Genomic DNA, 24,950 nt, shown 5'->3' on the forward strand with positions numbered 1-24,950 from the left:
GAATGCTTCGGCGCGGTACCGAAGCGGACAGCGTGCAGCCCCCGAGCTGTCAGGGTCTCTTAATGAACTGGCCATTGTGCGGGCGGCCCAACACGGATTTACTGGGATCCTCGAAAGGATCCCATGGCTAATGTCGTCAGTCCACAGGTCAATACACCGGGTGTGACGCGCGTGTCTTCGATCATGATCGCCGTGCTCCGCTGCGGTGTCGCCCTCATGTGGATACAGAATGTGGCGTGGAAGGTGCCCCCGGGTTTCGGCCGGGCGAATAACAACGGCCTGTACTTTTGGGCGAGCCAGGCGGTCGAGCATCCGGTTTCCGCCCCGTATTCGGCCTTCATCAAATCGATCGTTTTGCCGAACATCGAGATCTTCGGATGGTTCACGCTCCTGATTGAGGGCGGGCTGGGTGCTTTCCTGCTCATCGGTCTCGCCACTCGGTTCTGGGCCGTTGTCGGCATCGGCCAGACGGTGGCAATCACCCTCTCGGTTCTGTTCGCACCCCATGAGTGGCAGTGGTCTTATTACCTCATGGGGCTCGCTCACCTTGCGATCTTCGCGACCGCAGCCGGGCGAAGCTACGGAGTCGACGGCGCGATGCGTGAAACCTGGTCGGCGTCATCCGGTCGCCTCTCACGACTCCTGTTGAGACTGTCGTGAGCCGCGAATCCAGCCCATCCAGTGCGGCCGATCGCGGTGCGATCCTCACCGGTGTCGCCGCGATCGCGCTTGCCGGTTTCGTGTTCGGCGGTCCACTCCCCATTGAGTTCCGTTTCGTGAACATCGGACCGGTCGGAGCGGGACTCCTGGTGGTCAGCGGCGTACTCTCCATCGCAAGCGCAATTATCGGGCAACGGTTGCTGCGATTGATCGCCGGAACTCTCCTCATCCTTGGCGCCCTGGCACAGGTCGTGGGGCTCGCCCTTTCGATCCGACCTCTCGGCGGTGATGCCTCGACGATGGCGGTCGTCGGTGGGCTCGGCATCGGACTCCTCTCGCTCTCACTCTCACCATCTTCCTCAGCCCACCCGCAGGACCCGATGAAAGGCAGACCGTGATCGATATTGCTGAACGACTGGATCCCGTACTCGAGATCGCCAGGGAGAATGCCCATGACGTGGATACCGCCGGTCGATTCCCCGACGAAACGGTGGCCGCATTACGGTCATCCGGATTGCTCGGACTGACTCTTCCGACCGAAGTCGGCGGACTGGGGCAGGGACCGCGGGAGCTCGTGCGGGTGGCCAGCGCCCTCGCTGGCGCCTGCGGATCGACCGCGATGATCTACCTCATGCACGTGAGCGCCGCCATGCCCGTTGCCGCCGCGCCACCCGAAGGGATGCCCGGACTGCTCGGCGAACTCGCAAGCGGCCGCTCGCTTGCCTCGCTCGCGTTCTCCGAAGCGGGGTCGCGCTCGCACTTCTGGGCACCCGTTTCGCGTCAGGCGACGACACCAAGCGGCATCCGGGTGTCCGCGGAGAAGAGCTGGGTCACGTCAGCCGGCCACGCTGACGTCTACGTCGTATCCACCGGAACGCCGGACGGAGACGGCGTTGACCTCTTCGCGATCCCCGCCGGATCGACCGGCCTCTCGATCGATCGCCCCTGGAGCGGCATGGGATTCCGCGGAAACTCCTCGAGCCCGATGACTGTCGAGGTCGACACTGCCGAAGAGTTCCGCCTCGGTGCAGCAGGTGGGGGATTCGATCTGATGATGGGCCACGTGCTGCCGTGGTTCAACCTCGGCAACTCCGCCGTGTCGATCGGCCTCAGCCGGGCGGCAGTCGATGCCGCGGTGCGTCACACGATGGGAGCGCGGCTCGAGCACCTTGATGAAAGCCTGTCGTCATTACCGACCATCCGGGCACAGCTCGCAAAGATGTCGATCGATCTCGCCAACGCGAGCGCCTACCTCGATCTGGCCGCATCGAAGGTCGCGACCCCCGAAGACGACACTCCCCTCTTCGTGCTCGGCAGTAAGGCATCGTCGAATGATGCCGCACTGCGCATCACGGATGTCGCCATGCGGGTGTGCGGCGGAGCAGCGTTTTCCGAGCACCTGCAGATCGACCGGTACTTCCGCGACGCGCGAGCGGGCCACGTGATGGCCCCGACATCGGACGTGCTCTACGAGTTCTACGGTCGCGCGATCACCGGCAGGCCACTCTTTGATGCACCGAAGCCCGCTGCCGACACCCGGGTGCCCGAGACGGCACGGTCCGCCGCATGACCGCTCCGCTCGTTATCGGCTCGGTTGCCTACTCCCCGAACGTCGTGCCGATCTGGGAGGGAATGCGGGACTACTTTGCCGAGACCTCGACACCGATCGACTTTGTGCTGTTCTCCCATTACGGCAGGCAGGTGGATGCACTCATCTCGGGCTCGATCGATCTCGCCTGGAACACCAATCTCGCCTGGGTACGCACTGCCGGCCAGACCGATGGTGCGTGCCGCGCACTCGCGTCGCGCGACACGGATCTCGTTTTCACCACCGTATTCGTCGCTCGATCTGGGAGCGGGTTTACCTCCCTCGAAAGCCTCCGGGGACGTCGCCTCGTTCTTGGGTCGCGTGATTCGGCACAGGCGGCGATCCTTCCCGTTCACTTCCTGCAGGAGGCGGGCCTGGGTGAGAGTGACGTAACTCTCACCCGCATCGATAGTGATGTGGGAAAACACGGCGACACCGGTCGCAGTGAACTCGATGCTCTTCGCGCAGTGCTCGAGGATCGAGCGGATGCCGCAGCAATCGGCATCAACACCTGGCAGGCCATCGGGCGCGGCGAATTGCTTCCCGGTGCGTTCGAATCATTTTGGACCTCCCCCGAATACAGCCACTGCACGTTCACCGCGATGCCGTCAGTCGCGGTCGAGCGCACGGACCCCTGGGTCGCGAATCTGCTCGCCATGGACTGGGAGAATCCGCAGCATCGACCGATCCTCGAAATGGAGGGCCTGCAAGCCTGGGTTCCACCAAAGCTCGACGGCTACGCCTCCCTCGTCGCCGCCGTGAAAGAACAGGGGATCACCGACCGATGGTGAGCATCAGTGTGCCGGCACAACCCCGGTCGGCTGAGTCGATGGCGTTCAGCGTAGTGCTCGACCTCATCGAAGGTATCGGGCGAGTGCCGACCGGCCGCACGGTAGAAGTGAGGCTCGGCGAAGGCGACCGGGATGCAGCGCTCGACATCGTCTCCGCGTGGTGTGCCTCAAGCGGAAACGAGATCGTGTCAATCGAAGGATTGACCGTGACCGTTCTGCACGGGCGCTCCCCCGACTCGCTCGCAGGGCTCGACCCGGGCCAGCTGCCCGGATCACGAGTGTGGGTTTACACCAACTTCGATTGCAACCTGGCGTGCGACTACTGCTGCGTTCGCTCGTCGCCGAAGGCTGAACGCCGAGCAATCGGAGTGGACCGGCTCAAGCAAATCGCTGGTGAGGCCGCCGCCGCCGGTGTCGGCGAGCTCATCCTCACGGGAGGCGAGCCGTTTCTGCTCAATGACATCGATGTTCTCGTGAACTCTTGCACTGAGAAACTCCCCACGACGCTGCTCACGAACGGAATGCTATTTCGCGGCGCGCGACTCGAGCGCCTGCGCCGGATGGATCGCTCCCGAGTCATCCTCCAGATCAGCGTCGACTCGGCCACTCCAGCCGTTCATGACAGTCACCGCGGGTCCGGGTCGTGGGCGAAAGCAATTGCCGGCATCCGTATCGCACACGAAGAGGGGTTCCGAGTGAAGGTCGCGGCCACCCTGCCCGCCGACCAGATGCACGAGCTCGAACCGTTCCACGATTTCCTTGACACCATTGGAATTGCGCGTGAGGACCAGGTGATTCGCGCGCTGGCGCACCGCGGTGTCGCCGACTCCGGCATCGAACTCACTGTCGACTCACTCATCCCCGAGGTGACGATTACCGCCGACGGTGTGTACTGGCACCCGGTGGCCGCCGATCACGACGACCAGTTCGTCACTCGCGACATCTTCCCCCTCGCGGACGCAATCGCAGAAATCACCCGCCGATTCGTTGCACACCGCCGCGCGGCTGACAGCATCGCGGAGTGGTTTCCCTGTGCCTAGCCCTCAACCTGTCGGCGGGGGATACGCGGCGTCGCGCCGGCCCGACTCGCAATACGGATGCTGCGGCGCGGCAAGCTCAGCCGCAGTACTGGAACGGCATGGGCCCAGTGTTGCTGAGCGGCGCGTAGGCGAACCAGCCGAATGAGGCGGATCCGCAGCCCGCCGTGAGCGTGCCGTACCAGATGAGCAGCATCGTCACGAGAAACCCGACGGTGAAATTGATAAACAGGAACAGCTTCCAGCCCCGGTTCGCGTTGGCGGCGTTGACATCCGTGATGTTCCAGTAGGGCAGCACGGTGAGCGCATACGGCAGCACCAGAATTGCCGCGAACGCACCGGGAAAGCGGGTGAAGAGCAGCAGGATGCCCGCGAGCAGATAGGCCGAGAAGGCCAGTCGCACAGTCGTCCGCCCTCCGATCACCGTGGCGATGGATGCAATACCTCCCTCACGATCGGCCCCGATGTCCTGCACCGCACCGAATGCGTGGGAGGCGACACCCCAGAGGAAGAACGCGGCCAACAGTGCCCACAGCGCAGGCGTGAAACCGGCTCCCGCAAGCACGAAGCCGAATACGGCCGGCGAGACGAAGTGAGTACTCGAGGTGAGCGAATCGAGAAGTGGGCGCTCTTTGAAGCGCAGACCGGGCACCGAATAGGCGATCACCGCAAAGATGCTGAGAGCGAGAACCACCCACGACAGCGGGCTGCCCACCACGATGAAGAAAACCAAGAACGGCACATTGAAGATGACGACCGCCAGCAGCGTGAGGCGATGCACACTCGGGTCGAGCAGCGCGCCCTCGAGTCCACCCTTGCGTGGATTGTGCAGATCCGACTCGTAGTCGAACACGTCATTGATGCCGTACATCGCCAGATTGTAGGGAATGAGGAAGTAGATGGTGCCGACGATCAGCACCAGGTCGATCTGGCGCGTCGACATGAAGTAGGCCGCGGCGAAGGGGAAGGCCGTGTTCACCCAACTCAGCGGCCGAGACGCCACAAACAGGCTCTTAAGGTTCCTCACGCGGCCTCCCGGGCAGCAGCAGCCAGACCGACGGCAGCAGCACAGCGGCGGCCACAGCGTATCCGAAGTCTTCAAGTGGCGCGATTCCGATGAACACACCACTGATCTTGGTGGTGTCGTATCCGACCAGCCCGATGCCGATCATCACGTTATCGAACACCGCGGTGACCAATAGAAGGATGCCGAGGGTGCCGGCGATCGCCAGCCAGGGCATCGCGCGTCGGCTCTTGGCGACCGCGAGGAATCCGACCACCGCCACCGCAGCGAGGAAGAAGGCGTTGAGCTGCCAATAGTTCATTGGGGCGGAATCGTGGATTTGGATTGTGTCACCGGCACGGCTGGCCTCCGCCGCCATCGAGAAAGTGCGCCGAACAGATTCATTGCGAGGTAGCAGAGCAACACCAGGAAGAAGATCTCTTCCAGGGGCAACTCCGGCGCGATGACCAGTCCGGTCATGAAGGACGTTTCACCGCGAAAGAAAATTCCTAGGCCGATTCCGGAGAGATCCCACGCTCCGAAGAAGACGAGGCCCACCACCAGCACGATCGCCGCCCGCCTCGCATCGCGCCAGAAGAACAGTGCGAATCGGCGGTCGAGAATCACCATGCCGGTGAGTGCGACCGCCAGCGCCGCCAGATACAGCAGGCCCATCAGGAGAAGGTGCTTTGCAGCGGCTCAGTGAGAGGTTCGGTCGAGCGGTCGCCGCGGATGCGTTTGAGCACGACTTCCGCACTGATGAGGCACATCGGAAGACCGATGCCGGGGATCGTGGACCCGCCGGCGTAAAACAATCCCTCGACCTTTTTGCTTTTGTTTCCGGAACGGAACATTGCACTCTGTGCCAGCGTGTGCGCCGGCCCGAGGGCGGTGCCTCGCCACGCGTTGAGATCACTCTCGAAGTCACCGGGGCCCATCGTGCGGCGTAGCGTGACGCGGGAGGCAAGGTCCGGGATGCCAGCCCACTCTGAGATCTGCGAAATCACCCGGTCGGCAAGGACCTCAATGCGGGTATCTCCGTCGCCGTCTACATCGCCCTTGCCGATGGTGGGGTCTGCCGGGATGGGCACCAGTACGAAGAGGTTCTCGTATCCGTCGGGTGCGGTGGACCGGTCGATTCCACTCGGCTTGCAGACATAAATAGATGCCGGATCGGGAATGGACGGGTTTTCGCCAAAGATCTGGTCGAACCCCGCCTTCCAGTCGCGGGCGAAGAACAGGGTGTGATGTTCGAGCTGCGGCAGCTCGCCCTTCACGCCCAGGTAGATCAAAAGAGCACTCGGTCCGGCGACCTTCTTGTCCCAGTACTCCTGCGGGAAGGTCTGCAGCGCCACCGGCAGCAGCTTCGTCTCCGTGTGGTGGAGATCGGCCGCGGCAATCACGATGTCGGCGGCCAGCGTGTGGGTCGCGCCCGCGGCATCCGTGAAATTGACTCCGGTGACAACGGCATCGCGCGTGTTGATCGCGGTGACCGGGGAGCCGGTGATGATGGTCACTCCCTGGTCCCTGGCTACAGCCTCGATGCGCAGGATGACCTGGGTGAGTCCCCCCATCGGATACATGACGCCGCCCTCGAGATCGAGGTGGCTCATCAGGTGGTACATGCTCGGAGCGATATACGGCGAGGAGCCGAGGAAGACGGCCGGATATCCGAGAATCTGCTGGAGGCGAGCATCCTTCACTCGGCGCCGCACGAAGGTGGCGAGCGGCGTGAGCAGCAACGAGAAGAGGGTGGCGGTGCGCGAAAGCACATCGCGGCGCAATAGCGGGCGGATGTCGGCGAAGCTCGAATAGAGGAAGCGTCTCTTGGCGATCTCGTACACATCACGCGCGGAGTCGAGATACTTCTCCATCTTCAGACGGGATCCGGGCTCAATCCTCTCGAACAGGTCGAGGTTCTCTGCTCGGCTTGCCGTGATGTTGAGCGGCTCGGCTACACCCTCGAACAGCACCTGGTAACCGGGATCGAGGGTTACTAATTTCAGCTGCTCATCAGCGGTCGTGCCGAGCAGTCGGAAGAAATGATCGAACACCTCCGGCATCAGATACCAGCTCGGCCCGAGGTCGAAGCGGAAGCCATCGCGCTCCCAGGAACCGGCGCGGCCGCCGACATCGGGTCGACCCTCGAGCAGGGTCACCTCGTGACCGTCTTTTGCAAGGAGGGCTGCGGAGGCCAGGCCGGCAATACCCCCGCCGATGACGATGATGCTACTCATGATGCTGCTTTCGATGGTGTCGTGCGGGTTGAGGAGGGTGAAGATCGTGGAGTGCGGCCAGCCAGTGCGCCGGCAGCAATGCGCAGCTTCACCGGGTTGGGGACGCGCACACGGGAGGTGACGAGTCGGTCGGCCGGCGTCGCCCGCAGCCGCAGGGCAAGCTCGGTGAAGAGCCCTTGGGCGAGCGCGACAGCGGGACGCGAATTGGCAGGAAGCAGGGGAACGACGGCGGCGGAATCGCGCAGGTCTGAGTCGATGTCGTCGAGCAGCCTGATCTTGTGCGCCTCACTGAACGATTCGACGTTCACACCGGGGAAGTAGCTTCGCCCGAGCGTCTCGAAGTCGGCCGACAGGTCGCGGAGAAAGTTGACCTTCTGAAAGGCTGCACCGAGTTTGCGTGCTCCATGTTCTAGGCGGGCGGCCTCCGCGGGCGTGAGGGACATCCCCTGCACGAAGGTCGCGAGACACATGAGGCCGACCACCTCTGCAGATCCGTAGACGTAGGTCTCAAAACTTTCCACATCGTGCTCGGTCTGAACCAGGTCCATGCGCATCGATTCGAAAAATGGCTGTGTGAGTTCGCGACCGAAGCCATTGGCGCGCGCGCTGCGAGCGAAGGCGTGGATCACCAAGTTGGTGCTGTAACCCGAGTCCAGCGCGGCCTCGGTGTCACGCTCGAAGTCATTAAGCACTCGCGCGACGGCAAGCGGATCGAGTCCGGCGTCCGCCGCTCCTCCATCTACCACCTCGTCCGCCACCCGCACCAGGGCGTAGATGTTCTCGACATGTCGCCGCACGGGCGGTGCCAGCAGTCGCGCGGCCAACCCGAACGAGGTGGAGTAACGACGGATGACGACGCTCGCGGTCTCCTCGGCGACGCGGTCGTACAGGTTCGAGCCGACCGGCGCCACGGCACCCGACCCGGCATCCGGAGATTTACTGTCGCTGATCATCACACCATCCTGCTCGGTGCACCGGGGGCCGGCGCAACGGCGGCTAGGCTGGAAACACGTTTCAATATGATCGGCACCCGCGATCTGAGCTTTTGTGAAGGACACCTCAGATCATGGACGAACACATCGTTAGGATATCGGACGCACATGAATAGCAGCACAGTGCTCGTGCAGGGTGGCACAGAACTTGTGGTGCTCCTGGGTGAATCGGGAGAGCCCATCGGCGAAGCCGACAAGTCGACCGTGCACAGTGTTTCCACTCCGCTGCACCTGGCATTCTCCTGCCATGTGTACGACACAAGTGGGCGCGTGCTCGTGACCCGCCGTGCCCTGTCCAAACTCACGTGGCCCGGGGTCTGGACCAATTCCTTCTGCGGGCATCCGTCCCCCGTAGAGTCGCTCGAAGATGCCATGGTTCGGCGCGCCTCGCACGAACTCGGCATCACCGTGACCGACTTCCAGATCGTGCTACCCGACTTTCGCTACCGAGCGGTCGACGCGTCCGGCATTGTGGAGAACGAGATCTGTCCCGTCTACCGTGCGGTGACGACGGATGTCGTGCAGCCCAACCCCGCCGAAGTGTCAGAGTTCGTCTGGCTCGAGCCACACCTGCTGCACGGGGCCGTCACTGCAGCCCCGTTTGCGTTCAGCCCGTGGCTCGGCTGGCAGTTGGAACAGCTCAGCGCGTAACCCCCGCCGGTCGCCGCCCCCGCTGGTCGAGTAGCGCGGTCACCGCCCCCGCTGGTCGAGTAGTGCGGTCATCCGCGCGTATCGAGACCCCACTCAGTCCAACAGGCTCTCGTCGCGCAAGATGTCAGTGCGGTGAAAGTTCTGGAAAGACCGTGATGCGGTCGGCCCGCGCTGCCCCTGGTAACGAGAAGAGTACTCGGCGGATCCATAGGGCTTCTCGGCCGGCGACGTCAATCGAATGAAGCAGAGCTGGCCGATCTTCATCCCAGGCCAGAGCTTGATCGGCAACGTCGCCACGTTCGACAGCTCCAGCGTCACGTGCCCGCTGAATCCCGGGTCAACGAAGCCAGCAGTGGAATGGGTGAGCAGGCCGAGCCGTCCAAGGGAGCTCTTGCCCTCGAGACGCGCGGCCACGTCATCCGGAAGCGTCACCAGCTCGTACGTGGAGCCGAGCACGAACTCGCCCGGGTGCAGGATGAACGGCTGGTCGGGCGCCGCCTCCACGAGCCGGGTGAGGTCGGGCTGATCTTCAGCAGGGTCGATAAAGGGGTACTTGTGGTTGTCGAACAATCTGAAGAAGCGGTCGAGTCGCACGTCGATGCTCGACGGCTGGATCATCGCGGGTTCGTAGGGTTCGAGGCGAATGCGTCCGGAGTCGAGTTCGAGCTTGATGTCGCGGTCCGAGAGCAGCATGCACAGAGCCTACCGAACCCGTCGTTGCTAGTATTCATGAGTGCCGCTGCACCATGTGTTAGATGCGGCCGCGCGAGCGTAGTTCAATGGCAGAACTCCTGCTTCCCAAGCAGGTAGTGCGGGTTCGATTCCCGTCGCTCGCTCCGTTTGTCAATTCTTGGTGCAGGTGACACCTTTCGCGACGAAGCTGACACTTTTTGCCAGTTCCCAGTCAACTGTGTTTTATCAGTCCAGATGATAAATCCCAATGAAAGTTGATAAATCTGCCCCTGTCGTCAGCCGGTATTAGCTTTCGCATAAATTGGGACCATTCTCATGTGGTTCAAGACTTTCGGTCCAATTCGCGCGACTGATGAGACTTGGTTCAACACAACTGTGGCTCGGAAGGCGACTCTTTCGGTCAGGGACCGGAGGGCTGCGTCCAACAGGCGCGCGCACGTTACATATCGGCTGTTATCGGTCATCCAAAGCGCGTATTAGAAGGAGTACCCCAAGTCACGGTGTCGTCCCCTTACGCCAGAATCTGCTTATGGGAATGAGACGTCTTGAGTTCGGCGACAGCCTGAGCGGCCTGCTGATCGACGGCGTCGAAGACACGCCATATGTTGGCGCGAACTTCCAGCTGACGCGGGACAGCGGCGCGATCGTAGAAGTTCCGTATCTCTCGAGTCCGGGCGTCACCCAGTTCAGTCATGTCCAGTCTTGGTTCAACGATCAGGCCCCGCCGACAAACATGCTTCTGCTAACACCCGAGGGCACAATCTCGCTCTTCGACATCGCGTGGAGTGGACATTCCGAGAACTGGGGCGGTCGGCGCGCCTCGATTGGCTCGGTGCGCCCTGCGCTTGCTGTTCTTGGTGACCGCGATGGCGCTCTGGCCGATCCGCTTCTAATCGGAGAAATGCGGAGCCGCATCGATGGCCTGAACGAATGGTCACGTCTGTCTGCGGTGAGCAGCGATAGTGGCACCGACGAAGAAGGACGCGTCCAGTCGGTGACGATGCTGCTGCATCGAGATGATGGCATCACGTGGCAGCAGGGCGGTGCAACGATGGCCATCCGCGCGGGCTGGTTTCACTCGCCTGCGCAAGATGGGTACAACCGAAAGACGACCGTGGACGACAACGTCCACATTGAGAGCAAGTTCAGCTCGGGGCCCATGCCCTTCTGGGAGCACTTCGTGGAGCAGCGCAAGGTTGCGAACCTCCTAGTCTTCCTGTTCGGCAGACCGCTCTCGTTCCGTGAGCACAAGCTGCGCGACGACAGATTCGCTGCCCGAATGAACGGCGGACGCGTCTACGAGCACCCACTCACCGAGGTGATCAGTAGAAGCACCTATCGGGAGCGGCGCACCGAGCTTCCGTCAAAGAAGGAGCTGGGACGCCCACTCGCGCATATGACACAGATTGGAGTCGAAGGACTCTCGGCGTGGTCTGACAACTACGGTGTGTGGGAGCGATTTATCCTGCCGAGCGCGAGCGTTCTTGGCCGCAAGGAGCGTTTCATCGAGGACGTCGTGATATCGACGTCGATGAGCATGGAAGCGGCGGGCCGCATCCTGGGCGAGCGCCCGGGCGAGCGCGCGACCTACAGCCAGCGCGGGCACAAGACAACCGCGACCTACGTCTACCGCTGCCTAGATGGTCTCGACGTACTGTGGCCCGAACGCATACGAGACCGGATCGGACTCGCGCGTGCCATTGCGAATAACTACAACAACGTGAAGCACTACGACCGCGGCGACTTTCCTGACCACGATGAGTCCTACGTCGTGAGCGAGGTCAACCAGATGATTGTGCGCCTGCTGGCGATCCACATCACGGGCCGGGGCAACGACCTTCTCGCCGTTGGTTGGGGGTATCGACCTCTGGTTTCTACCACTGGTTGGGCCGCCCCCAATCGGCCACCGCGGCCCGCAGGCAAGCGTTGACTGCACGAGTCCAGCACTTCTTCGACGCGTCAGAGGGGACCTACGGGTATCGGCGCATCCACGTCGACCTGGCCGAGGAAGGCACCGAGTGTTCCCCGGAGCTGGTGCGCCAGATCATGCGCCGCGAGGACCTTGTCGCCTGTCAGCCGCGCCCGTTCCGGGTCACGACCGAGACGGACGCCGCAGCCGCAGCATCCATGCCCGACCTGGTGAAGCGGAACTTCACCGCCGACCGCCCGGGGTGAAGTTCGTCGGCGACATTACCTACATCCACACCTGGCAGGGCTTCATCTATCTGGCCACCGTGATCGACTGCTACTCGAAAAAAGTTGTTGGCTGGTCGATCGCTGATCACATGCGCACCGAACTAGTCGAGAATGCGTTGAAGAGTGCCGCGGCAACCACCGTGATCGAGGCCGGCGCGATCTTCCACTCGGACCGTGGCAGCGTCGGCGGATTCAACCGGTCGTCGCAACACCGGCTCATTCGATCAATAGTAGGTGTTCGGTCCAGACCTCTGTGGGTGTTCTCCAGCCAAGGGTTTTGCGTGGTCGGTTGTTGAGCGTCTGGGCGACGGCATCGAGCTCGTCAGCGTTCCATCGTGAAAGGTTGGTGCCCTTCGGGAAGAACTGCCGCAGCAGTGGAGTGGTCCCGGAGGGAGGGCTCGGCACCGACAACAAGCCCTTTCAGCTGGTTGATGGCCGTCGTTCGCGCCTTCACTGCCGATGATTTCACCAGCCGCATTTGGCGAAGCTCTTCAGCGGCACCGATACCCGTCTTCGGAGTCGCTAGTGATCGTCCGGCGATAACTGCGCGGGCTGCAGCCTCCGCGTCCACCGCGTCAGTCTTGCCCGCTTTGCGTCGCAGCACCCGGTCTGGTTAGTTCACCTCGAACACTTTCACGTTTTGCGTCTGGAGGTACTTCATCAGCGCTGAGCCGTATGAACCGGTGCATTCGATTCCTGCTGCGTTCACGTCGCTTCAAGCGGTGAGCCCACACCAGTGTCGCAGCATGGCCATCGCTCGTCGTCGCGAAGCTGCGGGTGGCGAGGAGGACCCCCGCAATCGTCAGGATCGCCGCAACGTGAACATCTTTGTGAGTGTCTACGCCGAGGATCACTCCTTGGCCGTGGAGCGTCGATCGCGTCTTTCGAGGGTGTTTCAGAACGGGTGAACTCATGGCTGACCTTTCGTGAGGTGTTAACAAGCAATTCCACGAGAAGAAGTCAGTCAGCACGGTGACGACACACGCGAGTGGCAAACACCCACGGAAAGGCCCCTCTTGGAACATAGCTTGGCCAAGTGAAACCTTAAACACCAGGCCCGATCACGCCTGACAGATCAACGCAAGGACACGCTGGCAATAAAGCGGCGGTCAATCCCAACACGGGTCAAGCCGCGACCTGGCCTGGTGAGCTGATCGTGTCACAATCCCAGCAAATGCCGGTGTATCCCATCGATATGATGATGCCATTCGCCTCAGCGAACGCGGTGATTTGGGCGGATGCGTGTTGGGTCACGCGGTCCGAGTGGAAGATGACAGGTGCCAACTTTTCGCCGCGCAACACAAGCGCCATCTGCAAAGCGTCCTGAATTAGATCGGTGCGCACGTGGTCGGCGATCGCCCACCCGATGACCCGACGACTGTGGGCGTCGATGACCGTGGGCGTCGATGACCGTGGGCAGGAAGACCCAGCTTTCTCACGTCCGCAGATACGTGATGTCACCGACCCACACTTGGTTGAGCGCGCCTGCGTCCCACTGCCGTTCCACCATATCGACCGGGTACGCGTCTTCGTGACCGATGACCGTCGTCGTCTTCCACTTTCTCGGGCAGATTCCCACCTATCCGAGGCGTTTCATCGCTGAGGCGACGGTTTTGCGGGAGATGATCTCCCCATCCCCGCGGAGGTCAGCAAGGATTCGCGGGGACCAGTAGACCTCGTCCGAGTCGCCGCGGAACCACATCACCTTTTGCTCAATCGTCTCCCGACGCAGCGTGCGCTTCGAGGGCTTCCGCAACAGCCAGGCGTAGTAGCCGTAAACGGGATACCTAAAGCAATCGAGCCATCCGGGAGATGCTGAAACTGGTCTTCTCCACCAGCATCAAGACGAACGCTCCCCGTTCGTATCCGACGCTTGCTTACGCGAAGAAGATGGACGTTTTTTTAGAAACGCCCGATCAAGTTTCAAATCAGCGTTCTCTTTACGTAACCGTTGCAGCTCCGACCGTTCCGACTCCGTTATCGTCGCCTGGTGTCGTTTTCAGATGTCGTCTGCACGGATTTCATTACCCGCCTGCATGCTGTTCTTGCGGCACCTTTCATCATTTTCCCAAAGGGTCAGAATCTTTTATTTGTCCTGTTGAGAAGCGGAAGGGATTGACTTGGTTAGGCGTTGGCGCACGGTGAGGACTGTCACTAGGGTGAGGATCACGGCAAGGAAAATGATGCTCGTTAGGGTAGTTCCAAGGCCTAAGCCTCCGTCGACTGGGGATTGCGCGAGCAGGTCCCCGGTTGATGCTCCGAGCGGGCGGGTGAGAACGTACGCGATCCAGAACGCAAGGACCGCATTGAGCGAGAAGACGAAGTACGCGATGGAGACAGCGACGATGGCGCCAGCGAAAAGCATCAGGGATGCGAAATAGCCAAGCTTGAGCCCCTCGGCGAGGAGGTCACCCGTGGCTGTCCCGAGAGCAAATGTAAAAAGCACCGTCAACCAGTAATACGTTTCCCGTCGGGTAGTTGTTATCGAGTGGATCGAGAGGGTGCGTTCGGATCGAAACCACAAAATGAAAGTCGCGGTCAAGGCAAGAGCGAAGATGATTGTGGTCGCCACCAGCGGTAGTCCGATGCCAATTAGGTTGTCGGTGATCAGAGTTCCCACAACGCTGATCAGAACAATCGCGAGCCAATACACTGCCGGGACGAACCGTCTTAACCGAAATTGGAGCGCGAGTGCTGCTAATAGCAACGCGGCCACCACCAGGCTTACCCCGGTCATCCCGAAGTTGAGGGTCACGTTGAGGTAGTCCGCGGCGGTTTCCCCGACTGTTGTCGCGAGAACTTTGATAATCCAAAATATTGCGGTGACTTCGGGGACTTTATTCATCATCTGTCGGGCAGTGAACGGTGCGATGCGCTGGGGTGTCGTCATGACGATCTCCTTGGGTGTGAAGCGACGATAGGTGAGTTTTGCAGGGGAAGCGATTGTTGGATCGGTGCTCTTCAGCTCGCGGACAGAAAAGATCGCCCTGTTTGTGGGTTGGGGAAACATTTACTGGCCGAGTGGGCTCGGATGTTCGGTGCGGGCGGTCGTGGTTGGTCTGCGTTGCTTGTTTAGCTGTTTGTTTTGGTGGAGAACCCAGGAAATCGAACCTGGCAAGGCACCCCGATAGATGCGTTTCCCTCGGCCGGTTGTGGGAGGGGTACAGCACCTTTGGTCTCTGGCCGCCACCAAAGACGAAAGGTGGTTGAGGAATTAACCTCGTGGAGTGGGCGTGAAAAGCGACGGTGGAAATGTGATCCGTAAAAAAGTTGGGTGGATGTATCGGTTCCAGATCGGGAGCCAGATGAATAGAGCAGCGGTGCTGATCAGAATGGATCCGATAACGTCGCTCGGGTAGTGCAGGCCAAGATAGATCCGGGAAAAAGCGACAGTGGCAACGAGGACTGTGCCTGCTGCGATCATCAGTGGTCGTTTTGCGCCGGGTCGGGTGAGAACTAGAACCACGGCGCAGACGAGGGAGAAGACGAAAGAGGTGTGGCCGCTGGGAAAGCTGTCGTTCGCGGTCTCGATAATGACCGAGTGTACGATTCCGTGTGGCGGACGTGGGCGGAAAATGGTGTATTTTCCGACCTCGGCGGCGACCCATCCGACCGCGGTAATTGATCCGAACGCCAGCGCCCGGAGAACGTCTCGGTATACCAACAGCAATACCAGGCAAACACCTGCCGTCAGGATGCAGGCGCTAAGAGGTTCGAACCCGTAGTGGATTGCCAGGGCGATAGTTTCAAGTGCGGGTACCCGAGGTCCAAAGAATGTCAGAGCCCCTATCTCTGGAGTGAGCGGCCCCAATGAGCGCACCCCCACACCGGTGATAAGAGTGATAAGCATCAGTGTGATCCCAGCACTGACCATGGAGAGTCGCCGCAATGGCAGGACCAACATTGTCGATGTGGTGATGGTGTTCATTCATTCTTTCCGATGTCTATCGCCCTGGGCGACTTGTCCGACCGGAGCAATGTGCATCCCGGTCGGACCAGTGTCATACTCTTCACTCAGCGGTTCGAGCCCCATCGCCTTCAGGCGACCTGCTGGGACTTCTACGGTGTGACGGTACCGGTCGCCAGGGGGGTCGGTACCGTGGTGCCAGTGCCGGTATCAGTGCTGTCCACGGCATCCGGTGTGCCTGCAACATCAGCGGTGTCTGTCGTCTCTGTCGCGTCGTTGACGTCGGCCTTTTCGTTCACCTCGGCCTTTTCGTTCACCTCGGCCTTTTCGTTCACGTCGTTCGTGTCGCTGCTGTTGTTAGCGTCGGCGACGTCGCCTGCCTCGGGCACGTCGCTTGTCGTGGAGGGACCGGTCGCCGGGATTCCGGTACCGGTATCGGTGGTGCTTGTTGTGGGAGTCGGTGTCGGGGCAGCTGCGATGGCGGCAGTGGTTCCGAGGGCGCCGAGTCCGAGCGTTGCCACGATTGCGAGTGCGACTTTGGTTTTGATGGCGAATTTAGACATGTGAGTTGTTCTCCTTCGATAGTTGGGGTGGACATTTCTCAGAGTGCCACCGTGAAATAAGAGCCAGATAAGAGGTGCCAGATAGGTAAAGAGATCGTCGAAACACAGAGGTGGTGTGGAAAGCTGAGCGAACGAGATCGGCGAATCAGCGCCGCCAGCGTGGGTGCACACATCGTGTTAGGGAAAAGCAGGTGGGTCCGTGGCAAAACGAATTTTGATAGTCGAGGATGATCCGGTCATCTCGGATGCGGTGGCCCGAGGTCTGCGTGCGGACGGATTTGTGGTCACGGTTACCGGTGACGGCGAACAGGGGCTCGTAGAGGCGACTGAAGGGGTGTTTGATGTGATCGTTTTAGACATCATGCTTCCCATGATGTCGGGGTACGAAGTGTGTCGCCGGTTGCGGGCTGCGGGGTCTCCGACCCCAATTTTGATGCTCACAGCAAAAGATACTGAGCATGATGAGGCCAACGCGTTGGACCTCGGAGCGGACGATTACCTGACGAAACCGTTTTCTTTCGTGGTGTTACGGGCACGCTTACGGGCGTTGCTTCGGCGGGTTCCTGCGGAGCACTCCACCACGGTTGCCGTGGGAAACCTTGTTCTCGACTCGGAAACATTTCGGTGTTCCCGCGGCGGGAAACAGATTGTGCTCACGGCACGCGAATTCGCATTATTAGAATTTCTTATGCGAAATCAGGGTCGCATCGTCAGTAAAGGGATGATTGCCGAATATGTGTGGGACGCCGAACTCGATATCGATTCGAACGTGGTGGAAGTGTACATCGGGTATCTGCGTCGCAAAATAGATAAGCCATTCCAACGCGAGGACATCGAAACTATTCGCGGGGTCGGCTACCGATTTGCGAGTGAACGCCTGGCCCGCCGATGAAAGCAAACCTTCTGAAACGGTATCGCCGCCGCGGCGTGCGCGAACGAGTGGCCGCAGCTGCAAGCATTGTATTGGCCGTCACCCTGTTGATTGGAGCGATCGTACTGGTGGCGTTAGTAGATAGCTCACTGCAAAATAACCTCGACACCGCAGCGGTTACTCGCGCGGAAGATGTTTCGGCCGCAATTACAGCCAACGGCATGAAATCCACCATCCCCAGCAGCGGCGACGATGGATCCCTTGTCCAGATCATCAACAGTGCCGGGATAGTTGTTTCGTCAACCGAAAACTTTGCCGGAGAGCGCGCGCTTTTGAACATCCCGCCGCGGCAGCGACAGACAACGCTTCTGACAATTGATAACGCCCCTATTGGAGATGGATCGGATACTGTTCGTGTCGCCGCGGAACCTATCCAACTTCCTTCGGGGCCAGGTTGGGTGTATGTAGCCAACTCATTGGCGCAGCTCCATTCGGCCACAAAGAGTCTGGTATTGCTGCTTGGTATTGGTTTGCCCATCCTGTTGATCATCGTGGTCGGCACGGTTTGGTTCGCAGTAGGACGAGCGCTACGACCGGTAGAGCAGATTCGCAGGCGCACTATCCAAATTCGGGGCGACTTCACCCAACGAGTTCCCGTGCCGCCCTCAGACGATGAGATTGGCCGGCTCGCCCGAACAGTCAACGACATGCTTGACCGCTTGGCTGCAGCAGCAGACCAGGAACGTCGTTTCGTCGGCGATGCCTCCCACGAATTACGAAGTCCCTTAGCGGCCATCCGTGCACAGATCGATGTGGCATTGGAACACCCCGAGAGCGAAGACCCGCAACGCGTGTTCCAAACAATCCAGACGCAAACCGAAGACATGACCCAACTTCTAGAAGATTTGCTCTTTCTGGCCCGTGTCAGCGAGGACCAAACCAACTACGCGGCTCCAGATGTGGATCTAGATGAGGTCCTGGTTCAAGAAGTGCGTCGTCTACATCACGCTCACCGCGTGAAACAGAACACCGCAGTGACCGTTCGGATCTCACACCTCGACGCTGTGCGAATGCCCGGTTCCGCCCGAGATCTCGCACGAATGATCGCTAATCTCCTCAATAACGCCGCCGATTTCGCAAAAACCGAGGTAACGGTTGAGCTTCACGTCGTCGAGACGGAAAACATTTACATCACCGTGACCGACGACGGTCCCGGCATTGCTAAGACCGATCGGGAACGAATATTTGATCGCTTCACCCGACTAGATGATTCTCGTTCACGAGCGACCGCGCACACCAGCACCGGTCTGGGCCTCGCCATCGCGCAACAAATTGCCAACCGCCACGCCGGTACCATTGTCGCCAGCGCCCGCACCGACACACAACCCGGAGCGGTCATCACAATCTCCCTCCCCTACCCCGCCAAAAGCGCGCGGTAACCCGCTACCCCGCACGGTGGCGCAAACACAGCGGAGCCCATCGCCGCCGGTTCCAATTTTACTCAGACCGCTAAAGCACCAGCTTCAGCATGATGTCTTCTGACTGGGCTGCTTTCTGTGACAGATTGAAGTAGCCAACATCAAACGACCACCCGATCTGCGATGCCCAATAGAGCGACGATCGGCATGACAAAATCAACGATCTCTTCTTCCACTTGCGGCCCACCCAAGCAAGTACCGTCAAGCGGCACTGCCTGAGGGCCTAACCTTCTCGACGTACTTATCAAGGTTTTCGATTGAGAAATCGAGTGCCGTCTACGCGAATCTCGCCGGCAGGCGAGACGTGGCGGTAAAGAGTCTGTCGGGAAATCCCAAGCTCGTCACACAGCTCCCCACTTTTTGTCTCCGAACTCCCCATAGCGGCCAGCGCGGTGCGTACCTTCGCGGGAAGCATCGTGAAGGGTCGGCCGCCGATATGGCCCCGTGCTCGAGCTGAGGCGAGCCCAGCGACGCTCCGTTCTGAGATTAACCATCATTCAAGTTCAGCCAGCGCAGCAAAAATTCCGAACACCAGCTTGCCGGCCGCGGTCGTGATGTCGATCGCCGCACCCGGCCCCTCGAGAACCTTCATCCCAACACCTCGAGCGGTGAGGTCGTGGACAGTATTAACTAAACGGTGCAAGTCCGGGCCCAGCCGGTCCGGTTTCCAGACAACAAGCGTGTCCCCGTCCCGCAGCGACTTCAGGCACGCCGCGAGCCCCGGCCGGTCATCTTTTTTCCCCGACGCGCGATCCTGGTACAACTGCTGCTCGTCGACGCTGGCTTCATAAAGTGCGTCCCGCTGAAGATCAACCGATTGTGAACCGTCGGCTTTCGAAACGCGCACCTATCTCATGAGCATGGTCGGGACTCCTGTCACTTATACGGTCCATCCAACGCGATCAAATTCGCCAGGTCTCGATGCTTTCAAGAATGTCGGCGTCAACGCGAGGCACTGATCGTCCAGTGGTCGCGCGAAGGGATGGCTATGAGTGAGGACCCTGCGTTTATTGGCGCGTGGCCCGAGTAATTGCCCTCTCCTGAGTACGCAGCGTCGGTTGCGATGCCGCCGAAGTACTGGCGCACATCGAACGTGCCACCGATGGCGTTGGATTTTGTCACCATCCAGTCGTTTGCCCGCCCGTCGTACCGGAATACCTGGTCACCGCTGCCGGCAGCGGGAAATGCTGTGGCCGGGACGGATGCGAGCGGTGCAAGAGAAATTGACCAGGGTCCGCTCGATGAGATGATCAGCGAGGTGGCGACGGTGCCGACTCCGTGGAGTCCAAACGGCACATCTCCTGAGTAGTCACCAGCTGTGTCGACGATTTGTTCACCGGTCGAGGCTCCGGCGTAATCAACGGTGTCAGGTTCCGTGCTCCAGACCTTCGCCCGCGCGCCGTGTCCTGAACGACCGCCGGCGGCAGCCTTCCCGGGGGAATGCGCCCCGGCTCAGCGGTCGTCGGACTCCCTCATCTAGGGTTATGGCGGAGCGTGAGCGGTGATCCCCAGGCATGTTGGGGCATTGCTCTGGCGCTGACAGGCCGGAACAGGCGGCTGAACAGGCGTCCCCCTGACTGGATGGATGACGATGACCTCGATCGACAAGCAGACACCGGGCCCGGGCGGTGAAACGAGCGACGGCACTCGCGACGACTTTCAACTGCAGGATTTCTCGCATGAGCAAGAGGGTTTCAAACACGGACTGAAGCCACGTCAGGTGCAGATGATCGCCATCGGCGGCGCTATCGGCACCGGTCTATTCCTCGGCGCCGGTGGCCGCCTCGCCGGGGCGGGACCGGCACTCGCCCTCGTCTTCGCGATTTGCGGCGTTTTCGCTTTTTTTATCCTGCGTGCCCTCGGCGAACTCGTGCTCCACCGCCCATCATCCGGATCATTCGTATCGTACGCCCGTGAGTTCTACGGTGAAAAATTTGCCTATGCCGCGGGCTGGATGTATTTTCTCAACTGGGCAATGACCTCGATTGTCGATGTGACCGCGGTCGCCCTATACCTGCACTACTGGTCGTTCTTCACCTCGGCCCCGCAGTGGTTGCTCGCCCTCATCGCCCTTGCCGTTGTGCTCAGCCTGAACCTCGTCGCCGTGAAGGTCTTTGGCGAGATGGAATTCTGGTTCGCTCTCATCAAGGTCGTCGCTCTCGTCGCATTTCTCGTGATCGGCATCGTGTTCCTCGCCATCCAGTTTCCGATGACCGTCGGCGGCGAGACTGTGCGCCCGGGATGGTCGATCCTGGTCGACAACGGCGGTGTGTTCCCGACCGGACTCATCCCTGTCGTGCTCGTCGTGCAGGGTGTGGTCTTCGCATACGCGGGCATCGAGCTCGTCGGCACCGCGTCAGGCGAGACCCAAAACGTGGGCAAAGTGCTCCCGCGTGCGATCAACACCGTGATCCTGCGCATCGCTATCTTTTATGTCGGCTCGATCGTGCTGCTGTCGCTCCTGCTCCCCTACACCGCGTTCTCGGCGAGTGTGAGCCCCTTCGTTACCTTCTTCTCATCTCTTGGCAACTCCCAGACGGGCGCAATCGCCGGCTCAGTGATGAACTTCGTCGTTCTCACGGCCGCGCTCTCCAGCCTCAACGCGGGTCTTTACTCGACCGGTCGTGTTCTGCACTCCATGGGTCTCAACGGCTCCGCCCCGAAATTCACAACCAAAATGACCAAGGGTGGTGTGCCATTCGGAGGCATCCTGCTGACCGCATGCGTCACTTTGCTCGGCGTCGGGCTCAATGCTGTCGCGCCAGGCAAGGCGTTCGAGATCGTGTTGAATGTCTCTGCCCTGGGGATCGTAGCCGGGTGGGGCACGATCGTGCTGTGCCAGATGCGACTGATGGCCTGGGCGAAGAAGGGCAAGCTCGAGCGACCTGCGTTTCGACTCATGGGTGCCCCATACACGTCGTGGGCGACTCTGGCATTCCTGGCCATCGTGCTCATACTGATGGCCGTCGACTACCCGATCGGCACCTTCACTATCGGGTCGCTCGTGCTGATCATTCCGCTGCTCGTGCTCGGTTGGTTTCTCTCCCGCAAGAAGATTCTTGCCATTGCACTTGAGCGGGAGGGGTTCACTGCGCCAGTGCAGGTCATCAAGAAGCCACGTGACCGGGAGAGTACGGCGGACTAGGGATGCGCTGGCGTGTCTTGCCCCGGCAGTCCAGCCGCGAAGGCCTAGCCGGGTGTAGAGCCAAAGCACGGTGGACCCGTGATGTCAACATCCCCGCTGCCCTGCAAGCGCCCAGTGCGCACCCCAACATCGTGCGTACAGTTGCGCGTTAACGCCGAACGGCGCACCCCCTGGGGGAGCGCGCCGTTGACGGTGCCGACCAGCGGATCGGCGACGGGAATTACTTGCTTGCGGTGGCCACTTCGATGGACTCGGCGAGCGCAAATGCCGAGTTCTCCTCGTAGGACTTCGCCTTGGCGACTCCGAAGATGATCAGGGCGTAAACACACTTGGAGACGATGTCTGCGATGGAGTATCCCACCTGCTTGCTGACCCAGGCATCCGCTCCGCCAACATTGAGCAGCGGAAGCAGGTATGCGATCGGATAGACGCCCCAGCTGAGCAGCAGGAGCCAACGGAGATTTCCGAGGGTCCTGCGAACCGAGACCGGCTGCACGCTCAGCGACTTGCTGAGCTGAACGAACAGCACGTAAAGAATGTAGGCGAAGGGGATGCTCGAGAGCAGGCCGAACAGGCCGCGAAGGCCGTTGTCGTTACTGATCTCGCCCGGGTAACCCAGGATGATCATCAGGGCCGACGCCGGAACGAGGCGCATCAGGAGGCCGGACTGCACCTTCTGCGCGAGCGCGAGCACAGCAATGAGCTCGACCAGCAGCAGCGGTACTGTCAGGAGCCAGTCAACATAACGGTAGCCCTCGTTGAAAGAAGTGCCTGCCGCTTGCGAGTAGTCTCCGGTTCCGCCGACCGACTTCGTCACGAACGATTCCTTGAAGTTGTCAAAGATGCGGAAGTAGTGATACGCGGCGATACCACAGACCATAATTGCGACCGTGATCCCCTGGCGGTAGCGAGGCAGGATTCTCGGAAGTGAGATGAGCAAAAATAGAGCGGTGAACAACTGTGACGCGATGACAAGCGACAGGAAGTTGTAAACGGTGGAATATTGCCCGTGCGACAGAATGTCGGGAATCACTGGGTCCTCCTTGGACTGGTGTGAATGTGAGTGAGTAACTTGATTAAAACGATAAGTTAGTACCAAAGTCAAATGGTGGCAAGCGCGTGTCGCGCAACCCTCCTCACCGGTTTCACGACTCGACGCGAACACCCGGATCAGGAGGTCTAATGAGCACCGAGACCAGCCAGTCGCATACCCTTGCCGGGTTCCCGGCAGCCGCGGTGGAATTCGTCAACGCTATGCAGTATAACCGCGAGCGGATCGGGCAGGATGCCGGACTTTCAGCCAGCGAGTTGCGCGCATTGTTCCGGGTCGCTGCCGAAGTCAGCGTCACGCCGAAGCAACTCGCTGGCTACCTTGACATGACTACAGCGGCGATCACGTTCATCTCCCGCCGACTAGTGAATGTCGGGCTTCTCCACCGGGTGGATCACCCAAACGACCGACGCAGCCTTTACCTTGAGCTCACCCCTCGCGCGCACGCAACGATGCTCGAGGTGCACCGCGATTTCCTTGCCTTTCTGGAGACCGCGACGCGTGATCTCGGCGCAGCCGACCTGGACCATTTCTCGGTGACACTCGAGACAGTAGCTCGCTCGATGGTGCGCTCTTCACCACGCCCGACCCCACCGGTGGGCGGCGTATCGCTCTCCACCGAAGGGGGAGCCTCAAATACCCACCTCTAGGCTGCGCCATACCGAACTCGCTGATCTGGGCGATATCCAATGGTCCATCGCCTGCCCTGGCTCGAAAGTTACGCTGACGCAGCGGCCGGCCAAGGGCAACGGGTCAACATGCCTGACCTGCGCGCAGGAATTCTGCGCGCAGGAATTGCAACCACTGGGGTCACCGAGAGGCTCATGGCCCTGCTGGACACCGTTGGAGCGTTGTCGATGATCGACGGAATTCTTCAGCGCGCCGGTTTGGTCGTTGCTGGAACGCCACCTTGCGGCTGGTCACGCATCACGCAATGACATCGACCAAACCCGCCGGCGCAGGGCCACGAACACCTAGTCAAGCGAGACACCCGTCGAGCTGTAGAGGAGAAATATCATGTCTAAATCACCCAATCGCCTGCTCGCCACCGTTTTCGGCGCGGTTTACCTTCTTGTTGGCCTGCTGGGCTTCACCGCGACCTCCGGCATCGGATTCTTCGATGTCAAGGGCGGCCTACTGCTCGGCATCTTCGAGGTCAACGTGTTCCACAACGTGGCTCACCTCCTGATCGGTGCGGCCCTGCTCATTGCTGGACTATCCAGCGTGCGTGCGTCCAAGACGGTTAACACCGTCGTCGGCGCGGCCTACCTGTTGCTCGGGATCGTTGGCCTTTTCATCCTGAATTCATCCGCCAATATCTTGGCCATCAACTCCGCGGACAATGTTCTGCACTTCGCCAGCGCGGTGGTCCTGCTCGGTGTCGGGATCGGTGCCGACAAAGCTGTTCGCGCCCACGCCGCAGCGTAGCCGCATCCGCTCGATCGATTGCAGGGGAGAGTTGTCATGTCTGTCATCACACGCTCATGGTTGTCATTTGCAGCCATCGGTGCGGGAGTAATCCACCTGGCACTCGTGATCAGCTCCCCCCTTGCGATCGGCGTTCTGCTGTCGATGTTTGGCCTAGCCGAACTCGTGTGGGGAGTGCTGATCCTCGCGAAAGACCGGCTTCTCGTGCCGCGGCTCGCACAGGCCGGAGCACTTGCACCTGTGCTGCTTTGGAGCCTGCTTACGGTGACCGCAACTCTGCTCTCAGCACCACAGATCGCTTCATCGCTGCGATTCGTGCCGATGGTCATCGCTGCGCTGTTCGGACTCTTCATCGCCGGAATGCTCAGCATGACCCTGCGCCGGCAGTCCGGAGCCGAGCAGCCCACTGCGGTAGCACAGCCCGCGAGCGCGGTGAGATACCTGTCCGCCGTCATCCTGGCCGGCATTCTCGTCGGAGGGCTCACCACCCCGGCTCTCGCGGCAACCCAGGCCGGATCGGTGGCGTTGGAGCACGGTGGCACCATGGGCGGCATGATGAACATGAACATGCCCGGCATGGGTCACTAGCACCGGTTCACCCGGATACACCCGGATACACCCAGGGTCACCTAACCGAGGCCCTCGAGGCAACAGCAGCG

The 24,950-nt window shown here is 60.7% G+C and carries 29 protein-coding genes, 1 tRNA gene and 3 pseudogenes; 17 read left to right on the forward strand and 16 right to left on the reverse strand.

The features are described 5' to 3' along the window. The first annotated feature begins 123 nt into the window (after nt 1–123). Genes IWX88_RS11030 through IWX88_RS11050 form a run of 5 tightly spaced genes read left to right on the forward strand, consistent with a single transcriptional unit; the run spans nt 124 to nt 4,079 of the window. Nucleotides 124–660, forward strand: coding sequence for a DoxX family protein (locus tag IWX88_RS11030; RefSeq protein WP_196830296.1), 537 nt, complete (start codon nt 124–126; stop codon nt 658–660). Further along, nucleotides 657–1,058 (forward strand): hypothetical protein, encoded by a 402-nt coding sequence (locus IWX88_RS11035; RefSeq protein ID WP_196830298.1) that lies wholly within the window; start codon nt 657–659, stop codon nt 1,056–1,058. The genes IWX88_RS11030 and IWX88_RS11035 overlap by 4 nt, the downstream gene beginning before the upstream one ends. Further along, nucleotides 1,055–2,230, forward strand: a complete 1,176-nt coding sequence (locus IWX88_RS11040) for an acyl-CoA dehydrogenase family protein (protein ID WP_196830300.1) — start codon at nt 1,055–1,057, stop codon at nt 2,228–2,230. Before IWX88_RS11035 ends, IWX88_RS11040 begins: the two co-directional genes overlap by 4 nt. Next, a complete protein-coding gene (locus tag IWX88_RS11045) occupies nt 2,227–3,039 on the forward strand; it encodes a phosphate/phosphite/phosphonate ABC transporter substrate-binding protein (RefSeq protein ID WP_196830302.1) in 813 nt (270 codons plus the stop codon). The genes IWX88_RS11040 and IWX88_RS11045 overlap by 4 nt, the downstream gene beginning before the upstream one ends. 38 nt (nt 3,040–3,077) lie before the next feature. After that, nucleotides 3,078–4,079 carry a radical SAM protein gene (locus IWX88_RS11050; protein WP_196830304.1) on the forward strand — a complete coding sequence of 334 codons (1,002 nt, stop codon included), beginning with the start codon at nt 3,078–3,080 and terminating at the stop codon, nt 4,077–4,079. 76 nt (nt 4,080–4,155) lie between these two features. Here the strand turns inward: IWX88_RS11050 and IWX88_RS11055 are convergent, their stop codons facing one another. Genes IWX88_RS11055 through IWX88_RS11075 form a run of 5 tightly spaced genes read right to left on the reverse strand, consistent with a single transcriptional unit; the run spans nt 4,156 to nt 8,269 of the window. Next, on the reverse strand, nt 4,156–5,103 hold the full coding sequence (locus tag IWX88_RS11055; RefSeq protein ID WP_196830306.1) for a prenyltransferase: 948 nt from the start codon (nt 5,101–5,103) through the stop codon (nt 4,156–4,158). Beyond that, the gene (locus IWX88_RS11060) at nt 5,090–5,401 is read right to left on the reverse strand and encodes a lycopene cyclase domain-containing protein (protein ID WP_196830308.1); all 312 of its coding nucleotides are present in this window, start codon (nt 5,399–5,401) and stop codon (nt 5,090–5,092) included. The genes IWX88_RS11055 and IWX88_RS11060 overlap by 14 nt, the downstream gene beginning before the upstream one ends. Then, a complete protein-coding gene (locus tag IWX88_RS11065) occupies nt 5,398–5,754 on the reverse strand; it encodes a lycopene cyclase domain-containing protein (RefSeq protein WP_196830310.1) in 357 nt (118 codons plus the stop codon). Before IWX88_RS11065 ends, IWX88_RS11060 begins: the two co-directional genes overlap by 4 nt. Next, nucleotides 5,754–7,316, reverse strand: coding sequence for a phytoene desaturase family protein (crtI, locus tag IWX88_RS11070; RefSeq protein ID WP_196830313.1), 1,563 nt, complete (start codon nt 7,314–7,316; stop codon nt 5,754–5,756). The genes IWX88_RS11065 and crtI overlap by 1 nt, the downstream gene beginning before the upstream one ends. Then, a complete protein-coding gene (locus IWX88_RS11075; RefSeq protein ID WP_196830315.1) occupies nt 7,313–8,269 on the reverse strand; it encodes a phytoene/squalene synthase family protein in 957 nt (318 codons plus the stop codon). The genes crtI and IWX88_RS11075 overlap by 4 nt, the downstream gene beginning before the upstream one ends. Nucleotides 8,270–8,416: 147 nt before the next feature. Between IWX88_RS11075 and idi the strand changes: the two genes are divergently transcribed. Beyond that, nucleotides 8,417–8,959, forward strand: coding sequence for an isopentenyl-diphosphate Delta-isomerase (idi, locus tag IWX88_RS11080; RefSeq protein ID WP_196830317.1), 543 nt, complete (start codon nt 8,417–8,419; stop codon nt 8,957–8,959). 93 nt (nt 8,960–9,052) lie between these two features. Here idi and dcd read toward each other — a convergent pair whose 3' ends face one another. Next, entirely contained in the window at nt 9,053–9,652 is a 600-nt protein-coding gene (dcd, locus tag IWX88_RS11085; protein WP_196830319.1) for a dCTP deaminase, read from the reverse strand. 72 nt (nt 9,653–9,724) lie between these two features. On the opposite strand from dcd, the gene IWX88_RS11090 reads away from it, so the two are divergent. The 3 genes and pseudogenes from IWX88_RS11090 to IWX88_RS11100 all read left to right on the forward strand — a co-directional run. Beyond that, a tRNA-Gly gene (locus tag IWX88_RS11090) sits at nt 9,725–9,795 on the forward strand. Nucleotides 9,796–10,187: 392 nt separating this feature from the next. After that, nucleotides 10,188–11,582, forward strand: coding sequence for a hypothetical protein (locus IWX88_RS11095; RefSeq protein WP_370568345.1), 1,395 nt, complete (start codon nt 10,188–10,190; stop codon nt 11,580–11,582). Further along, nucleotides 11,498–12,093, forward strand: a pseudogene (locus IWX88_RS11100) (IS3 family transposase); the annotation flags it as partial. The gene IWX88_RS11095 and the pseudogene IWX88_RS11100, both read left to right, overlap by 85 nt. Here IWX88_RS11100 and IWX88_RS11105 read toward each other — a convergent pair. Further along, nucleotides 12,065–12,232: pseudogene (locus tag IWX88_RS11105) on the reverse strand (IS30 family transposase); the annotation flags it as partial. The pseudogenes IWX88_RS11100 and IWX88_RS11105 overlap by 29 nt on opposite strands. Then, nucleotides 12,171–12,452, reverse strand: a complete 282-nt coding sequence (locus IWX88_RS11110; protein WP_196830643.1) for a transposase — start codon at nt 12,450–12,452, stop codon at nt 12,171–12,173. The gene IWX88_RS11110 and the pseudogene IWX88_RS11105, both read right to left, overlap by 62 nt. A 142-nt stretch (nt 12,453–12,594) precedes the next feature. Between IWX88_RS11110 and IWX88_RS11115 the strand changes: the two genes are divergently transcribed. Then, nucleotides 12,595–12,756, forward strand: a complete 162-nt coding sequence (locus IWX88_RS11115) for a hypothetical protein (RefSeq protein WP_196830324.1) — start codon at nt 12,595–12,597, stop codon at nt 12,754–12,756. A 217-nt stretch (nt 12,757–12,973) separates the two neighbouring features. Here the strand turns inward: IWX88_RS11115 and IWX88_RS14290 are convergent, their stop codons facing one another. The 5 genes from IWX88_RS14290 to IWX88_RS11140 form a co-directional block, all read right to left on the reverse strand. After that, nucleotides 12,974–13,309, reverse strand: a complete 336-nt coding sequence (locus IWX88_RS14290; protein ID WP_196830326.1) for a DDE-type integrase/transposase/recombinase — start codon at nt 13,307–13,309, stop codon at nt 12,974–12,976. A 118-nt stretch (nt 13,310–13,427) separates the two neighbouring features. Continuing rightward, a complete protein-coding gene (locus IWX88_RS11125; RefSeq protein ID WP_196830328.1) occupies nt 13,428–13,604 on the reverse strand; it encodes a hypothetical protein in 177 nt (58 codons plus the stop codon). Nucleotides 13,605–13,934: 330 nt separating this feature from the next. Then, nucleotides 13,935–14,738: a hypothetical protein gene (locus IWX88_RS11130; RefSeq protein ID WP_231369203.1), complete on the reverse strand. Its 804-nt coding sequence runs from the start codon at nt 14,736–14,738 to the stop codon at nt 13,935–13,937. A 324-nt stretch (nt 14,739–15,062) separates the two neighbouring features. Next, a complete protein-coding gene (locus IWX88_RS11135; RefSeq protein WP_196830330.1) occupies nt 15,063–15,698 on the reverse strand; it encodes a phosphatase PAP2 family protein in 636 nt (211 codons plus the stop codon). A gap of 209 nt (nt 15,699–15,907) precedes the next feature. Further along, on the reverse strand, nt 15,908–16,318 hold the full coding sequence (locus IWX88_RS11140; protein WP_196830333.1) for a hypothetical protein: 411 nt from the start codon (nt 16,316–16,318) through the stop codon (nt 15,908–15,910). A gap of 199 nt (nt 16,319–16,517) precedes the next feature. Here IWX88_RS11140 and IWX88_RS11145 point away from each other — a divergent pair, with 199 nt between their 5' ends. Both IWX88_RS11145 and IWX88_RS11150 read left to right on the forward strand, forming a co-directional pair. Then, nucleotides 16,518–17,210, forward strand: coding sequence for a response regulator transcription factor (locus tag IWX88_RS11145; protein WP_196830335.1), 693 nt, complete (start codon nt 16,518–16,520; stop codon nt 17,208–17,210). Continuing rightward, nucleotides 17,207–18,628, forward strand: a complete 1,422-nt coding sequence (locus IWX88_RS11150; RefSeq protein WP_196830338.1) for a HAMP domain-containing sensor histidine kinase — start codon at nt 17,207–17,209, stop codon at nt 18,626–18,628. The genes IWX88_RS11145 and IWX88_RS11150 overlap by 4 nt, the downstream gene beginning before the upstream one ends. A 283-nt stretch (nt 18,629–18,911) precedes the next feature. Here IWX88_RS11150 and IWX88_RS11155 read toward each other — a convergent pair. Further along, nucleotides 18,912–19,514 (reverse strand): annotated as a pseudogene (locus IWX88_RS11155) (recombinase family protein). Nucleotides 19,515–19,609: 95 nt separating this feature from the next. Beyond that, nucleotides 19,610–19,963: a hypothetical protein gene (locus tag IWX88_RS11160; RefSeq protein WP_196830340.1), complete on the reverse strand. Its 354-nt coding sequence runs from the start codon at nt 19,961–19,963 to the stop codon at nt 19,610–19,612. A gap of 289 nt (nt 19,964–20,252) precedes the next feature. On the opposite strand from IWX88_RS11160, the gene IWX88_RS11165 reads away from it, so the two are divergent. Further along, nucleotides 20,253–21,812, forward strand: a complete 1,560-nt coding sequence (locus tag IWX88_RS11165) for an amino acid permease (RefSeq protein WP_370568324.1) — start codon at nt 20,253–20,255, stop codon at nt 21,810–21,812. A gap of 220 nt (nt 21,813–22,032) precedes the next feature. On the opposite strand, the gene IWX88_RS11170 is transcribed toward IWX88_RS11165, so the two are convergent. Continuing rightward, nucleotides 22,033–22,845: a bacteriorhodopsin-like gene (locus IWX88_RS11170; RefSeq protein WP_196830344.1), complete on the reverse strand. Its 813-nt coding sequence runs from the start codon at nt 22,843–22,845 to the stop codon at nt 22,033–22,035. 149 nt (nt 22,846–22,994) lie between these two features. On the opposite strand from IWX88_RS11170, the gene IWX88_RS11175 reads away from it, so the two are divergent. The 4 genes from IWX88_RS11175 (at nt 22,995) to IWX88_RS11190 (ending at nt 24,879) form a co-directional block, all read left to right on the forward strand. Further along, nucleotides 22,995–23,513, forward strand: coding sequence for a MarR family winged helix-turn-helix transcriptional regulator (locus tag IWX88_RS11175; RefSeq protein ID WP_196830346.1), 519 nt, complete (start codon nt 22,995–22,997; stop codon nt 23,511–23,513). A 108-nt stretch (nt 23,514–23,621) separates the two neighbouring features. Then, nucleotides 23,622–23,801 carry a hypothetical protein gene (locus tag IWX88_RS11180; RefSeq protein ID WP_196830348.1) on the forward strand — a complete coding sequence of 60 codons (180 nt, stop codon included), beginning with the start codon at nt 23,622–23,624 and terminating at the stop codon, nt 23,799–23,801. A 79-nt stretch (nt 23,802–23,880) separates the two neighbouring features. Further along, on the forward strand, nt 23,881–24,291 hold the full coding sequence (locus IWX88_RS11185; protein ID WP_196830350.1) for a DUF4383 domain-containing protein: 411 nt from the start codon (nt 23,881–23,883) through the stop codon (nt 24,289–24,291). Between the two features lie 36 nt (nt 24,292–24,327). After that, nucleotides 24,328–24,879: a hypothetical protein gene (locus tag IWX88_RS11190; protein ID WP_196830352.1), complete on the forward strand. Its 552-nt coding sequence runs from the start codon at nt 24,328–24,330 to the stop codon at nt 24,877–24,879. Nucleotides 24,880–24,950 lie beyond the last annotated feature (71 nt).

Origin of the sequence: Frigoribacterium sp. CG_9.8, assembly GCF_015751965.1 — a bacterium.
Taxonomy (GTDB): domain Bacteria; phylum Actinomycetota; class Actinomycetes; order Actinomycetales; family Microbacteriaceae; genus Lacisediminihabitans.